This is a genomic window from Stenotrophomonas sp. YIM B13575 (assembly GCF_042787595.1).
Classification (GTDB): domain Bacteria; phylum Pseudomonadota; class Gammaproteobacteria; order Xanthomonadales; family Xanthomonadaceae; genus Stenotrophomonas; species Stenotrophomonas lactitubi_B.
Map to the genome: position 1 here is coordinate 1 of NZ_JBHZOP010000136.1, position 14,596 is coordinate 14,596.

11 protein-coding genes are annotated in these 14,596 nt (G+C 68.8%); 7 read left to right on the top strand and 4 right to left on the bottom strand.

Annotation, left to right across the window (positions count from 1 at the left end):
- The first annotated feature begins 81 nt into the window (after window positions 1-81).
- Window positions 82-477 (top strand): hypothetical protein, encoded by a 396-nt coding sequence (locus tag ACFX4F_RS18335; RefSeq protein ID WP_380657664.1) that lies wholly within the window; start codon window positions 82-84, stop codon window positions 475-477.
- 127 nt (window positions 478-604) lie between these two features.
- Here the strand turns inward: ACFX4F_RS18335 and recD are convergent, their stop codons facing one another.
- Genes recD through recC form a run of 3 tightly spaced genes read right to left on the bottom strand, consistent with a single transcriptional unit; the run spans window position 605 to window position 9,494 of the window.
- Window positions 605-2,485 (bottom strand): exodeoxyribonuclease V subunit alpha, encoded by a 1,881-nt coding sequence (gene recD / locus ACFX4F_RS18340; protein ID WP_380657666.1) that lies wholly within the window; start codon window positions 2,483-2,485, stop codon window positions 605-607.
- Window positions 2,482-6,156, bottom strand: a complete 3,675-nt coding sequence (gene recB, locus ACFX4F_RS18345) for an exodeoxyribonuclease V subunit beta (RefSeq protein WP_380657668.1) — start codon at window positions 6,154-6,156, stop codon at window positions 2,482-2,484. The genes recD and recB overlap by 4 nt, the downstream gene beginning before the upstream one ends.
- Entirely contained in the window at window positions 6,153-9,494 is a 3,342-nt protein-coding gene (gene recC, locus ACFX4F_RS18350) for an exodeoxyribonuclease V subunit gamma (protein WP_380657670.1), read from the bottom strand. The genes recB and recC overlap by 4 nt, the downstream gene beginning before the upstream one ends.
- Window positions 9,495-9,688: 194 nt before the next feature.
- Between recC and ACFX4F_RS18355 the strand changes: the two genes are divergently transcribed.
- Genes ACFX4F_RS18355 through ACFX4F_RS18380 form a run of 6 tightly spaced genes read left to right on the top strand, consistent with a single transcriptional unit; the run spans window position 9,689 to window position 13,772 of the window.
- Window positions 9,689-10,477, top strand: a complete 789-nt coding sequence (locus ACFX4F_RS18355; protein ID WP_099821638.1) for an ABC transporter ATP-binding protein — start codon at window positions 9,689-9,691, stop codon at window positions 10,475-10,477.
- Complete coding sequence (locus tag ACFX4F_RS18360) at window positions 10,477-11,226, top strand: MlaE family lipid ABC transporter permease subunit (RefSeq protein WP_006404088.1); 750 nt, start codon at window positions 10,477-10,479, stop codon at window positions 11,224-11,226. Before ACFX4F_RS18355 ends, ACFX4F_RS18360 begins: the two co-directional genes overlap by 1 nt.
- Window positions 11,227-11,284: 58 nt before the next feature.
- Window positions 11,285-11,809, top strand: coding sequence for an outer membrane lipid asymmetry maintenance protein MlaD (gene mlaD / locus ACFX4F_RS18365; protein WP_006404090.1), 525 nt, complete (start codon window positions 11,285-11,287; stop codon window positions 11,807-11,809).
- A complete protein-coding gene (locus ACFX4F_RS18370; protein ID WP_099821637.1) occupies window positions 11,806-12,468 on the top strand; it encodes a phospholipid-binding protein MlaC in 663 nt (220 codons plus the stop codon). Before mlaD ends, ACFX4F_RS18370 begins: the two co-directional genes overlap by 4 nt.
- Window positions 12,458-12,769: a lipid asymmetry maintenance protein MlaB gene (locus tag ACFX4F_RS18375; RefSeq protein WP_025875628.1), complete on the top strand. Its 312-nt coding sequence runs from the start codon at window positions 12,458-12,460 to the stop codon at window positions 12,767-12,769. Before ACFX4F_RS18370 ends, ACFX4F_RS18375 begins: the two co-directional genes overlap by 11 nt.
- A gap of 1 nt (window position 12,770) precedes the next feature.
- Window positions 12,771-13,772, top strand: a complete 1,002-nt coding sequence (locus tag ACFX4F_RS18380) for a VacJ family lipoprotein (RefSeq protein ID WP_380657674.1) — start codon at window positions 12,771-12,773, stop codon at window positions 13,770-13,772.
- Window positions 13,773-13,881: 109 nt separating this feature from the next.
- Here the strand turns inward: ACFX4F_RS18380 and ACFX4F_RS18385 are convergent, their stop codons facing one another.
- Window positions 13,882-14,427, bottom strand: coding sequence for a glutathione peroxidase (locus ACFX4F_RS18385; protein ID WP_099821635.1), 546 nt, complete (start codon window positions 14,425-14,427; stop codon window positions 13,882-13,884).
- Window positions 14,428-14,596 lie beyond the last annotated feature (169 nt).

Genomic DNA, 14,596 nt, shown 5'->3' on the forward strand with positions numbered 1-14,596 from the left:
GCAGGCCCCGGCGCACCCCTTATCCTCCGGTAGCGCCGGGCCATGCCCGGCGGCTTTTCACCCAGACAACAGGACGCTCCAATGAGTTACGACATGATGGTGTTCGAGGCCAGCGTCGCCCCGCGTGAGGCGGCGGCGTTCATCGCCTGGTTCGAGAAGCAGACGCAGTGGAACGAACGCCACGAGTACGACGACCCGGCGGTCAGCAGCCCGGCGTTGCAGGCCTGGTTTGCGGAGATGGCGGTGCTCTTTCCGCCGCTGAACGGCCCGCTGAGCAACGACGATGATGATCGCGCCGAAGTGACCGAGTACAGCATCGGCCGCGATGTGATCTATGGCGCGTTCGCGTATTCGGTGGCCGAGCGCGCGCATGGGTTGGTGCAGGATCTGGCCGAGAAGCACGGCGTGGGGTTCTTCGATGTGAGTGCTGACGAAGCGGCGATCGTGTATCCGGATGGGCTGGTATTGATCGCGTAGATCCACGCCATGCGTGGATGAACTCCAAAACAATAGAAGTGCGCTTTTGTAGAGTCGAGCCACGCTCGGCTCCGTGACCTATCAGCCGAGCATGGCTCGGCACTACAGCAAACGCATCGCACCCGATTCAGAACAACGTGCCCTGCACCGTGGGTTGTTCGATGCGCGTTGGTTCTTCGGGCACCTCTTCCGCGCCCAGCCGCCAGGCCAATCCACCGAGGCGGCTGGCATGCCGCTTCAACGCGGCCTCCAGTACCTCGGCACTGCCGGCTACCTGCAGGCGCTGGCGGGCGCGGGTGAGGCCGGTGTAGACCAGTTCGCGCGACAGTACGCGGCTGTCCTGGCGTGGCAGCTGCAACCACACTTCATCGAACTCCGAGCCCTGCGCCTTGTGCACGGTCATGGCGAAGGCGCTCTCGTGTGCGGGCAACGCCGCCGGGTGGAAGGCGCGCGGCTGGTCGGCGGTCTCGCCGGGGAACCAAGCCACCATCGCGCCGCTGCCATCGCGCAGGCAGATGCCGATATCGCCGTTGAACAGGCGATGGCGGTAGCTGTTCTCGGTGATCAGCAGCAGCCGGCCCTGGAAGTAGCCCGGGGTGTTGCCGGCCAGCAGCTGTTCGATGCGGCTGTTGAGGCCGCGCGCGCCCTGCGGGCCTTCGCGCAGTGCCGTCAGCACGCGCAGGCGGCCAGCCTGCTGCAGTGCCTGCGTGGGATCCACCGCATCGGCCAGTGCGCGCCAATGGTCGAGCAGGTGCTCGCGCTGGCCGCGCAACGGATCGGCTTCGCCTTCATGGAAGCGGACGCCAGCCAGTTCACCACTGCGCAGCAGGCGCAGGGCGGTGCCACTGTCGCCGCCGCGCACGGCCTGCGCCAGCGGTGCCAGATCCAGCGCATCACTCTGCCGGTAGCCACGCTGCAACTGCACGCGACGACCCGCGAACGCGCGCGGTGCTGCCTGCGGCTGCAGCGTGGCCGCTGCCAGCAGGCCATGCAGCGCCTGCGCGTCGTCGGCGCGGGTGCCGATGCCATCGCCGCTGGCGCGCAGGATCGCGCTGAGCACATCGCCGGCTTCCACCGACGGCAACTGGTCGGGATCGCCGAGCAGGATCAGGCGGGTGCCGCTGGCGATCGCGTCGACCAGCTTGGCCATCAACGGCAGGTCGATCATCGAGGCTTCGTCGACCACCACCACGTCCACCGGCAACGGGTTGTCGGCGTGATGGCGGAAGCGCGGTGAATCGGGAATCACCCCGAGCAGGCGATGCAGGGTGGTGCCGGTGCTGGGCAGCGCGGTGCACAGCGCCGGGTCCAGCCCCTGTTGCTGCAGCCGCTGTACGGCCAGGCGCAGGCTTTCGGCCATGCGCTCGGCAGCGCGGCCGGTAGGTGCAGCCAGCGCCACCTTCGGCACGGGCAGGCCCTGGTGCAGCGCCTGTGCGGCCAACAGCAGCAGCAGGCGGGCGATGGTGGTGGTCTTGCCGGTACCGGGGCCACCGGTGACCAGCGCCAATGGGTGGCGCAGGGTCACGCCGGCGGCGCGTGCCTGCTGGTCTTCGCCGGTGGCGGCCTGCGGGAACAGGCGCGCGAACAACGGCGCCACGGCAGCCATGTCCGGTGCGGGAAGCGGATGCCGGCCGATGCGCTGCAGGCCGACGGCCAGCTGCCGCTCGTACTCGCGGTAACGGCGCAGGTACAGCAGGCCGTTTTCCAGCACCAGCGGCGCTTCCTCTGCGGCGGCGCTGGCGTCCTGCGGCGTCGCCACCCAGGGCGAGGCCCGCAGTTGTGCCAGCCACTGCGCAGGCTCAGGCCATGCTGGCACGCCGTCGATCAGGCGCTGTGGCTGGCGCGAGTCGAACCCTGCGTGCCCCTGCGCCACGGCCAGCGAGGCCAGTGCGGCGGCCAGTGCCACGTCGTCCGGCGTGTCCTCGCGCAGGCGCATGAGGCTGGTGGCCAGGGCGTGGTCCAGGGTGCGCAGCTGGCCACCGCGATGCAGATCACGCAGCAGGTTCATGCGGTTTCTCCGCGCGCGCGCGCCGCCATATCGGCCTGGGCCGCTTCGCCGCCGGCAAACAAGGCATCCAGCGCATCCACCAGTTCCGGGGCGAAACGCTGCACGTGCACGCCGTTGCCGGCAACGTCCAGGCCCCGGCAGAACAGGTAACGGATACCGCCCATGTCGCGTGCGTAGTCGTAGGCCGCGCCCAGGCGGAAACGCAGCCAGCGATGCAGGGCCACGGTGTAGATCAGCGCCTGCAGGTCGTACTCGCTGTGGCGCATGGCGATCTCCAGCAGGTCCGGGCTGTAGCCGGGCAGCCGGTTGGATTTGTAGTCCAGCACATACCAGCGGCCGTCACGCACGTAGGTCAGATCGATCTTGCCGGTCATCAGGCCTTCCAGCCTTCTGCGCAGCCCGAAGCCACGCCGCGCGCTGGCGATGCCGTGCTCGTGCAGCAGCTGCAGCAGCACCGGCACCGCGGTCGGCTCGATGGCGAAGTGGAACTCGATTTCGGCGCGGCGCTCGTGCTCGGGCACGCTGCACAGCGCACCACCTTCGGGCAGCGGCACGGTGAGGGTGTGGCCCACCAGCGGCACCAGCACCGCCACGCCATCGTCCAGATCCTCGTCGGCATAGCCTTCGTCGTGCAGCGAGCGGCGCAGCACGTCGGCCTGTCCCTCCGGCGCCGGTTGCTCAGGCTGCCAGCCGCTCCACAGTGCGAAGTCGACGTTCTCCAGCGCATCGTGCAGGACGTTGCCGAAACGGCTGCCCATGAAGCGTGGATCCGGCGGCGCCATGTCTTCCGCAGCGGCTTCCGGCAGTGCCGGTTCCAGCGGCAGCTCGGCACCGGCGGGTTCGTCGGCGGCCGGTGCGGGCAGTTCGGTGGCCGCCGCTTCGATATCGTCGCTGTTGCCCGCGTCGGCATGCGCCAGCTGGGTGAAGCTGTAAACCCACCAGTCATGGGGCACACGCCGGGTCAACGCACGCACTGCGGGCAGCTCACCTTCGGTTTCGGCCAGCAGCTGCGGCAGACGGCCCGGCAGCGCGCTGTCATCCAGCTCCACGTCCGCATGCACACGCAGCGCCTGCAGATCGCCCAGCAACGGGGACAGGCGGGTTTTCGCATGGCCAGCCAGATCGCCGGTGGCGATCCATAGAGCATGCTCGGCGCGGGTCAATCCCACATACAACAGGCGCGCGTCTTCTGCACGCTGTTCACGCTCACGCTGGCTGCTGGCCGCTTCCCAGGCTTCATCCCTGTCCAGCTTCCAATGCAGCTGGCGCTCGCCCTGCAGGTGCACGGTGCAGTGGGTAGCGGTGTTAGGCGCGCCGCCATCGATCCCCACAAACGGCAGGAACACCAGCGGGTATTCCAGGCCTTTGCTCTTGTGCAGGGTGATGATCTGCACCCGCCGCGCGTCGGACTCCAAGCGCAGCAGCTGCTGCTCATCGTCCTGGTCGGCGTTGGCCATCTGCCCCTGCAGCCAGTCCAGCAGGCCGTGCATGCCCAGTGCCTGCGCCGAGGCTTCCTGCAGCAGTTCGCCCAGCTGCAGGTAATTGGTCAGGCGCCGCTCGCCATCGATCAGCGCCAGCAGGCGTTCGCCCTGCGCGGCGCAGACATCGGCAACCACCGCGAACGGTCCGCCACGCTGCCAGCGCTCGCGCCAGTGCAGCAGCTGCGCCTGGAACCCGCGCTGCAGGTCCCCTTCGCGCTCCATGCTGGCAATCGCACTTGCGCGCTGGCCCAGCAGCACGGTTGCCAACGCGGTGCGCAGGCGCCCTTCGTCGGCCGGTTGCAGCAAGGCCAGCAGCAGCGCACGCAGGTCACGGGCCTCACTGGTGGCGAACAGGCTCTGCTTGCCGGCCGCTACTGCGGGAATGCCGACCGCAGCCAGCGCGCGCTGCACCAGCGTGGCTTCGCGATGCGAGCGCACCAGCACGGCGATATCGCCAGGCTGCAGCGGACGCCCGCGCAGCAGCGCGGTGCCGGCACGCGCTTCCAGCAGGATCTGGTGGATCGCGGCCACGCAGGCCTGGGTCGCCGCGTCGCGCGAGGCATCGGCGCTGAGGGCCTTTTCACCCTCGCTGCGCAGCAGGCGCAGGGTGAGCGCAGGTGCGGCCCGGCCATCACGCAGGTAATCCTCATCGGCTCGCACGCCACCCGGGCGCACCGGCTCGAACTGGATGTCGCGTTCGAGGAAGGCGTCTTCGCCAGCGTTTTCGTACAGCGCCTGCAGCGCGCGCAGCACGGCCGGGCGCGAGCGGAAGTTCTGGTCCAGCGCCGGCGCCTGCTCGGCCACCTGCTTGGCTTTCAGATAGGTATGGATGTCGCCGCCGCGGAAGCCATAAATGGCCTGCTTGGGGTCACCGATCAGGAACAGCGCCGGCTGCAGCCCCAATTCGTCCACCTCCGGCGAGGCGCCGAACACGGTATGGAAGATGCCCCACTGGCGGTCGTCGGTATCCTGGAATTCATCGACCAGGGCGATGCGGTACTGCGCACGCAGCTGCTTGACCAGGGTCAGCCGCTGCGGTCCTTCCAGCGCGCGAGCCACACCGTCGATCAGATCGTCGTAGGTCTGCATGCGGCGCAGGCGCTTCAGGGCCGACAGGCGCTGGGTGGCATCCTCGCGCAGTGCATGCAGGAAGTTCAGCGCACTCGCCCGCAACCACTGTTCGCGCTGGGCCAGCAGTGCCACGTAGCGCTGCAGCGGTGCCTGCAGCGGCGAGGACGGCGTGCGCTCGGCGAACTTCTTGTTGGTCTTGGCCACCAGCGCATCGGGCAGCAGTGCCGGCAGGCGGTCGCTGGACAGCAGTTCGGCGGCGTCGCCGCGCTCGGCCCAACCCAACAGCTGGCGACCCAGCGGGTGCAGCCAGCCCAGCTTGTAGGAGACGCCGTTGATCCACTTGTTGTCGACCGCTTCGCACAGGTCCAGGAAGAAGCGATCACCGTGCTCGCGCACGGCAGCAGCCAGTTCCACCGCGACCGCTTCCAGGGCCGGGCGCGGGTCGTCCACGGCCAGCGGCTGCGGCCGCGGATGCAGCGGTGGCGATGACAGCAGCGCGCGCAGGTCAGCCGCCAGCGCATCCGGGGTTGACCACAGCCAGGTCAGCGGTTCCAGCGTGGCCGGGTCGTTGGCATGCACGCGCCAGAGATCGGCGGCCAGTTCTTCCAGCAGCTCACGATCGCTGGCCAGCAGCTCCGGTGGGTCGAAGGTATGCCCGCTCTCCAGCGCATGTTCGCGCAGCACGCGGGTGCAGAAGCCGTGGATGGTGAAGATCGCCGCCAGGTCGATTTCGTCGGCAGCCACCTGCAGGCGCCGCTTCAACGCCTTGGCGCTTTCCATGCCGTCCTGCAGATGGCGTTGCAGCACCTGCCGGGTCAGCGCCGCGTCGGGCGTTTCATCTTCGCCGGGCGGTAGATCGACCAGGCGTGCGGCCAGGGCCAGACGTTCGCGGATGCGCTTGCGCAGCTCCTGGGTGGCCGCGTCAGTGAACGTCACCGCCAGGATCTGGCCGATACGCAGGCCCTGCTCGACCACCAGACGGGTGAACAGTGTCGCCAGGGTGAAGGTCTTGCCGGTGCCGGCACTGGCTTCGATCAGTCGCGTGCCGTGCAGCGGCAACGCCAGGTAAGGGTCGGGCAAACGTGTGTCGATGGAAGGGTCCTCGGCAACGCGGCTCATGCGTGGCCTGCCTGTGGATCAGTGCCGAAGCTGCGGCCTTCGCGCACGGCGCTGAAGACCACCTGGCTGTTGCGCAGCAGGTCGGCATAACTGGCGTCGTCGGCGAACGGGTCGGCGCCACGCAGCAGCAGCTGCCACGCATCACTGTTGGCTTCACCCCAGCTGCGGTCGCTGCCATGCCATTGCTTCCAGCCTTCGCTGCGCTGCTTTTCCACCGGCGCGTTGAACAGCACCCAGCCGGTGTAGGGCGCGAAGCGAAGCGGCTCGCGCAGGCCGCGCTGGCGCAGCTGCAGCAGCGCGCGCAATGCCGCGCGGGCTGCAGGCACGGTCAGCGCAGGCAAGACATGCGGACCGGGGCCGGCATCACCACCGTCGTGGAACTGCACCAGCGGCAAGGCATCGCCGGCGGCGTTGGCCAACAGCCAGTCGAGCCCCTGGCGGATCACCGCGTTGCCGTTCAGGGCGCCGGCGCGCAGTCGCACCAGGCCCTCCGGATGGCGATCGCCGACCCGGCCATGCAGGCGCACACCGTCGATCTCCACTTCATAGCGGCGGCTCTCCAGCGACGTGCCCTGCAACCAGCCGAGCATGGCCGTGGCGTACGGGCGGGTCTTGAGTTGCTCCACTTCGAACTGGCGCTCGCCGAGGATGCCCGACGGCAGCAGTCCGCGTGCGCGCAACCGTGGGTACAGCGGCTCGCTGTCGCCGGCCAGGGTGGCCTGCACCACGGCCAACTGCACGCTGCGCTTCTCCGGCCCGCGCGAAGACAGCACCAACGGCTCCAGGTCGTCGACGTCCTCAACGTCGTCAGCCAGGCGCAGGCCCAGCGACTGCGCGAGGAACTGGCCGGCCGGATCGCACAGGAAACGACGCAGGCTGTCCAGCGAGACCTCTTCTTCCACCGCGTCGTCCGCCGGTGGCGGCAGTGTGGTGTCGAACCACGGCAGCAGGCCGCCACGCTCCCCACCCAGTCGCCCGGCGGCCGGATGCCACTGCCGGCGGTAGCTGAAGCGGCGCGGGTCGCCATCACCGAAGGCGGCCGGCGAGAACGGCTGCAGCGCGTGGCGCACGGTGAAGTCGCGCGTGGCGGTCGGCGGATCCAGGTGATAGGCCGCGGCGGCGTCGATCAGTTCACTGACCAGCACCGAGGGTTCGCGCACGCTGCCATCGCGCGGGTCGGCGCCAAGATAGCTGAGGTAGAACACATCCTGGGCGGCAGCGAACAGCTGCAGGAACAGGAAACGATCGTCTTCGCGGGTGGAGCGGTCGCCCGGGCGGCGGCGCGGCGTGTCCAGTTCGGCGGTGAGCTGGTTGAGGCCGGCGGCGGGGTCGCGACGCGGGAAATCACCATCGTTGAGGCCGAGCACGCAGATCACCCGGAACGGCAGCAGGCGCATCGGCACCATGCGGCCGAAGCTGATGCCACCGGTCAGCAGCGGCGCCCGCGTATCGGCCTCGGCCAGGGCACCGGCGAAGTGTGCACGCACCACTTCCGGCGGCACGCCGTCGGCGAACCCGGCCTTGTACGCATCCTCGGCGAACTGGTTGAGCAGCTTGCGCAGGCGCTCCAGCGCACGCTGGCTGTTGGGTGAGCTGGGCGGCGTCGGCAGCAGCGCATCGAGCAGCGACAGCAGGCGCTGCCGCCACTGCGCGGGGGTCAACAGCTCGCCGAGCCGGCGCTGGTAGACGGCCAGCACGCGCAGCAGGCGCAGCAGCCGGTCCAGCGCATCCAGCGCCCCGCCTTCCAGTTCGATCCACGGCGCCACCCCGGCCAGGTCCACCTCGCTGCCGGTGGCGTGGCCCAGCAGCAGGCGATCCAGCGCGAACTGCCAGGTGTAGGCGTCATCGCTGGGGGCCTGCAGCTGGTCGCGATGGTTGGCATCCAGGCCCCAGCGTGCGCCCGCCTGCTGCAGCCAGCCATGCAGGCGATCGAAGTCGACCGCTTCCAGGCCGGCGGCCTCGGCCAACGGTGCACTGGCCAGCAGGTCCAGCACCTCGTTCAGGCCGAAGCGCGAAATCGGCAGGCCGAGCAGGTGCACGAACACATCGGCCAGCGGCTCGCCGGCCAGCGGACTGCTGTCGGCCAGCGCGTAGGGAATGTGCTCGTCGTCGCCCCCCCGTCCGCCGAACACCGCTTCCAGATAGGGCACATACGGGTCGATGTCCGGCGCCAGCACGGCGATCTCACGCGCCTGCAACGGCGGGTCGAAGCGCGGATCCTGCAGCAGGCTGCGCAGCTGGTCGTGCAGCACCTGCAGCTCGCGCAGGCGGGTGTGGCAGGCATGCACCTGCAGGCTCGGGTCGTCGCTGCGCAGGCCGTCGCGCGGTTCGCCCGACGGCAAGGCGCGGCGGTGGAACAGGTCACGCTGCAGGCGGTGCAGCAGGCTGTCGGACAGCCCGCCCTGGTCCATGGTCGGCCGCGAATCTTCTTCCGGGTCGGAATAGGCCGCGATCTCACCGGCCGGATGCACCACTTCGTAGCTGCCCAGCACCGCCATGAAATCGCGGCCGGCCGCACCCCACGCTTCCAGCAGGCGGTTCTCGCCGGCGGCCTCGCCAAACGGGTCCGGCGCGCCGCTGCGCAGGCGCTCTGCCAGGGTCTGCAGGTCGCCCCAGTAGGACTGCACCGGCGTGGGCAGGTAGAAATGCAGTTCGCCCACCCGCGACTGGGTGGCCATGACGCGCAGTACGTCGGGCGAGATGTTGAGGGTGGCAAACGCCGACATCCGCGCTGGCAGGCCCTTCGGCAGCGGCTGGCCGGCGCCCTCGAAGCGGTCCAGGTAGGCCTGGATGCGGCGCGCGCGGTAACCATGGCCGGTGGCGATGCTGCGCCACAGGATGGCCTGCGGATCGGCCGCATCGGCGCCGGCCTCCCAGCGCAGCAGCCAGTCGCGGCGCCAGGCCTGGTACTTCTCGAACACCGACGCCAGTTCGCCGGCCAGGGCCCAGGGTTTGAGCGCGTCGCCACCGGCAAGATAGGACTGCAGCGCACGCATGGGCGGCTGCGCCAGCAGGTCCGGGTCGCGCAGGGCCTGGTACAGGCGCCAATGCAGGGCGGCCGCGTCCAGATCGTCGGCTTCGCCCTCGACATTGGCGTTCAATGCCCGGGCAACGAACTCACCGGGGGTGAGAAATTCCAGGTTGGCGGCCACGCCATACTCGGCGGCCAGGGTCGCCTGCAGCCAGCGCCGCATCGCCACCTGCGGGATCAGCACCACCTCCGGCGCCAGCAGCGGCTGTCCCGCCACCGGCACACGCACGTTGCGCGCCAGCAGGGCAGCCAGCACGTCCAGCGAATTGGAATGGTAGAGGCGGAAATCGCTGCCCGGGTCACTCATCGTGCACAGTGTGCAGCACACCCGGCCGTATTCAATGCCGGGGTACGGCGATCGCGACGGATTGTTCCGGTCGTTTCAGGAATTGTCCCGGTCTGGCGGCGGTCCGGCCGTGCAACAATACTGGACCGTCCAGTCTGCTTATGTTCAGCAGCCTGACCCGATGCTTCAATGTCGAAAAAACGTTAAGGGTGCCCATGTCGGCTTCCACCCCCAGTCTGGTGCAGTTATCCAACGTCCGCATCGACCGGAGCGGGCGCACGATCCTGCGCGACGTTTCGCTGCAGGTGCCCAAAGGCAGCATCACCGCCGTGCTGGGTCCGTCCGGCAGCGGCAAGTCGACCCTGCTGGCGGCGCTGACCGGCGAACTGCGTCCGGTCACGGGTGACATCACCCTGTTCGGCAAGCCGATCCCGCAGCGCACCGCTGAACTGCTGGAGATGCGCAAGAGCGTTGGCGTACTGCTGCAGGGCAATGGCCTGCTGACCGACCTGACCGTGGCCGAAAACGTTGCCCTGCCGTTGCGCACCCATACCCGCCTGCCGGCACCGGTACTGCGCCGGCTGGTGCAGATGAAGCTGCATTCGGTGGGCCTGCTGGCGGCCGCCGATGCCTGGCCGCGTGAACTGTCCGGCGGCATGGCCCGCCGCGTGGCCCTGGCCCGCGCATTGGCCCTGGACCCGCCGCTGATGATCTACGACGAGCCGCTGACCGGGCTGGACCCGATCGCTTCGGGGGTGATCATGAGCCTGATCCAGCGCCTCAACCACAGCCTGGGCCTGACCAGCATCATCGTCAGCCACCACGTGCACGAGACCCTGCCGATCTGCGACCAGGTGATCGCGATCGCCAACGGCGGCATCGTGTTCCAGGGGACGCCGGAGGCGCTGCAGTCCAGCCAGGACCCGCTGCTGCGGCAGTTCCTGCACGGCCAGCCCGACGGTCCCATCCCGTTTGATGCCGCACCGCGCGCGAGGGTTGCCTGATGCCGTTCGTGCAAGCCACCCGCTCGCTGGGCCGTGCCGGCCTGTTCTCGCTGACCGTGCTGCGCGGTTCGCTGCCGACCCGTGATTTCCTGGCCGAGCTGACCCGCGAGATCTACAAGATCGGTGCGCGTTCGCTGCCGATCATCGCCGTCGGCGGCGCCTTCGTCGGCCTGGTGCTGACCCTGCAGGGCTACCGCACGCTGACCACCTTCGGTGCGGCCGACGCATTGTCCACCCTGCTCGGCCTGTCGCTGTACCGCGAACTGGCACCGGTGCTGACCGCGCTGCTGTTCATCGGCCGTGCCGGCAGCTCGATCGCCGCCGAACTGGGTCTTATGCGCGCCACCGACCAGATCAAGGCGCTGGAACTGATGGCGATCGACCCGGTGGCCAAAGCCGTGGCGCCGCGCTTCTGGGCGGCGGTACTGACCGTGCCGCTGCTGACCGGCATCTTCTGTTCGCTGGCGATCAGCGCCAGCTATTTCGAGGCCGTGCACGTACTGGGCCTGGACAACGGCGTGTTCTGGTCGGCGCTGCGTGGCAGCGTGGACTTCTGGGACGATTTCGGCGTGGCGATGCTGAAGTCGGCGATCTTCGGTGGCACCGCCGCACTGGTTGCCGCCTATGTCGGTTTCCACGCCGAACCGACCATCGAAGGCACCTCGGTGGCCACCACCCGTGCGGTGGTCAACGCCTCGCTGCTGGTGCTGATGTTCAACTTCGTGCTGTCGGCAATGTTGTTCACCTAACCCCTCCACCGGCGGTGCGCATCGGCGCGCGGCCACCACGACTGATCAGGTAATCCACATGGCCATCCGCGGTCCCAGACTCGAATTCTCCGTCGGCGCTTTCCTGCTGCTGGCCCTGGCCTCGCTGATGGTGCTGGCCGTCGCCTCGACCAACCAGCGCTGGAGCTGGGGTGGCGAAGGCTATGAACTCAAGGCCCGCTTCTCCCAGGTCGGCCAGCTGCGCAAGCAGGCGCCGGTGAAGATCGGTGGCGTCACCGTCGGCCAGGTCGCGGCAATCGACCTGGACCCGGTGAAGTTCGAATCGATCGTGACCCTGCGCATGGACAGCAAGGTCAAGGATCTGCCGGCCGATACCTCGGCGGGCATCTTCACCAGTGGTTTGCTCGGCGAGAGCTATATCGGTCTGCAACCCGGCGGCGATCCCGACGTGCTGAAGCCCGGCGAAGAGATCGTCTTCACCCAGCCGGCCGTGGACCTGATCCAGCTGGTCGGCAAGTACATGTTCAGTGGCGGCGCCGGTGGCGGCGCTGCTCCGAAGCCCAACGATGGCGCGCAGGCGCCTGCAACGGAACCGCAACCATGAAGATGAAACTGATCCCGGCCCTGCTCGCCTCGTCGCTGCTGCTGGCCACCCCGTTCCTGGCCCAGGCGCAGGCCGCCGCCCCCGCTGCTGCTGCCCCCCAGGGCCAGGCCGGCAAGGTGGTGATCGACGCCAGCACCCGCATCCTCACTACCCTGCAGCAGCGCCGTGCCGAATTCAGCGGCAACCCGGCCAGCCTGCGCAGCTACATCGACAGCGAGCTCAACCGCACCTTCGACCGCGACTATGCCGCGCGCCTGGTGCTGGGCACGCACGCCCGGGGCGCCGCCGACGCGGACATCAAGCTGTTCGCCAATGCGATGGCCGACAACCTGATGCAGCGCTATGGCTCGACCCTGCTCAACATCCAGGGCAAGCCGAGCTTCCGCCTGAAGGGCGAAAGCCCGCTGCCGGGCAACCGCGGCGTGCGCGTGAGCACCGAGCTGGTGCGTGCCGGCAGCGAGCCGACGCCGGTCGAGTACTGGATGCGCAATGAAGGCGGCCAGTGGAAGATCTTCGACGTCAACATCGAAGGCATCTCCTACGTGCAGACCTTCCGCAACCAGTTCGATGCCCCGCTGCGCCAGAAGGGCATCAAGCAGGTGGCCAACGATCTGCGCAGCGGCAGCATGCAGGCCGGGCCGGCCGGCAATGGCAAATAAGGCGCTGGCGCTGCTGGAAGGTGACACCCTGCGCCTGCGCGGGGTACTCGACCGTGCAGCGGTGATCGCACTGTGGCCGCAACTGCAGGCCCTGCCGGCGCAGCTGTCGCGGCTGGAACTGGCAGAGGTCGAGCGCGTGGACAGCGCCGGCCTGGCGTTGCTGGCCGAGCTGGCCGCGCGCGCGCGCCAGGGCGGTCATCCGCTGACGATCTCCGGCGCCCCCGCCGGCTACAACGAACTGAGCGCGGCCTACCGGCTGTCGCCCGACCTGGACTTCAACGCTACTTCTGCTGCGAGCTGACATGAACGTCGTGCGCGTTTTCTCCCTGATCCTCCTGGCCGCCGCGCTCAGTGCCTGTGCCGGCAAGCCGGCACGCAGCGATGCGCCGGTGGCCGACACCGTGGTGCCGGCGACGAGTACCGCCCCCGTCGACAATGCGGCTGGTGCCGATGCACCTGCTGCGAGCGTGGCTGCCGACGCCCCCGTACCTGCAGCGGCCACGCCGGCACCGGCGGTCGCTTCGCAGGGTGCAAGCGGCAATGATGCCGCTGCCACTGCTCCGGGCGGCGATGACGACTTCGACGCGTTGTACGGCGCCAACGGCAGCACCACCAGCACCGTTGCGTACGACCCGTGGGAACCGTTCAACCGCAAGGTGCACGGGTTCAACAATGCGGTCGACCGCGGTATCGCCCGTCCGCTGGCAACCGCCTATACCCACGTGGTGCCGCGCTTTGCCCGTACCGGCGTAAGCAACTTCTTCAGCAACCTGCGTGCACCGCTGACCATCACCAACCAGCTGCTGCAGGGCCGCCCGGCCGATGCCTGGGACAGCCTGGGCCGGTTCCTGATGAACAGCACGCTGGGCGTTGGTGGCCTGTTCGATCCGGCCAGCAAGGCGATGGTGCCGCGTCGCAACGAGGACTTCGGGCAGACCCTGGGTGCCTGGGGCTGGCGTCGTTCGCGCTACGTGGAACTGCCGTTCTTCGGCCCGCGCACCGTGCGTGATGTGTTCGGCCTGGCCGGTGACATCCCGCTGTCGCCGATCCGCCGCATCGAAAGCGACAAGTACCGCATCGGCCTGCAGGGCCTGCAGCTGGTCGACACCCGCGCGCAGCTGCTGGCGATCGACGACCTGCGCGATACCGCGGTGGACGAATACGCATTGGTCCGCGATGCCTGGATGCAGCGCCGCAACTACCAGATCGAGAACGACCTGCGCGGCAAGCGCGAGCGTGGCAGCGACGATGCGAACTCGCCGATCCCGGTCGATGCGATGCCGATGCCGCAGTGGACCAACTGATCCACGTTGGCCCCGCATGAACGAAAACCCCGCCTCGGCGGGGTTTTTTTTGGGCGCTGTGGGTCGGGTCGGAGCCCTTTCCCGTGGAAAGGGATCCGACCCTGGCCGATCAGGCCGCCAGTGCCGCCTCGACCGCTTCGCGCAGGCGCGCATCATCGGCGGCCACGTCCGGGGCGAAGCGTGCGATGACCTTGCCATCGCGGCCGACCAGGAACTTCTCGAAGTTCCACAGCACCGCCGGTGCCGGGTGGATCGGAATCTCCTTGCTGGCCAGGCGCTCGCGCAGCGGGCCTTCGCCGATCGCCTGCGGCTGCGCGGCAGTCAGCTGCTGGTACAGCGGGTGGGTGTCTTCACCGGCCACGCTGATCTTGGCGAACATCGGGAAGCTCACGTCGTAGGTCAGCTGGCAGAACTGCTGGATCTCCGCCTCGCTGCCCGGTTCCTGGCCGAGGAAGTTGTTGGCCGGGAAGCCCAGCACCTCCAGGCCCTGCGCGTGCTTTTCCGCGTACAGCGCCTGCAGGCCTTCGTACTGCGGGGTCAGGCCGCACTTGGACGCCACGTTGACCAGCAGCAGTACCTTGCCCTGGTAGTCGGCAAGCGAGGACGGCTGGCCGTCGATGGTGGTGAGGGAAACATCCTGGATCGAGGTGCTCACGCGGGGCTCCGGCTGCAGCGGGGAAAGGCCCACCAGCATACCGCCGCACGCGCTGTTGTAGAGCCGAGAGCCGAGCCCATGCTCGGCTGATGCCACGGTAGCCGAGCATGGGCTCGGCTCTACAGGACATCCTCAATCAACGCAGATGGTGCCTTGTGCCTTGCCACCG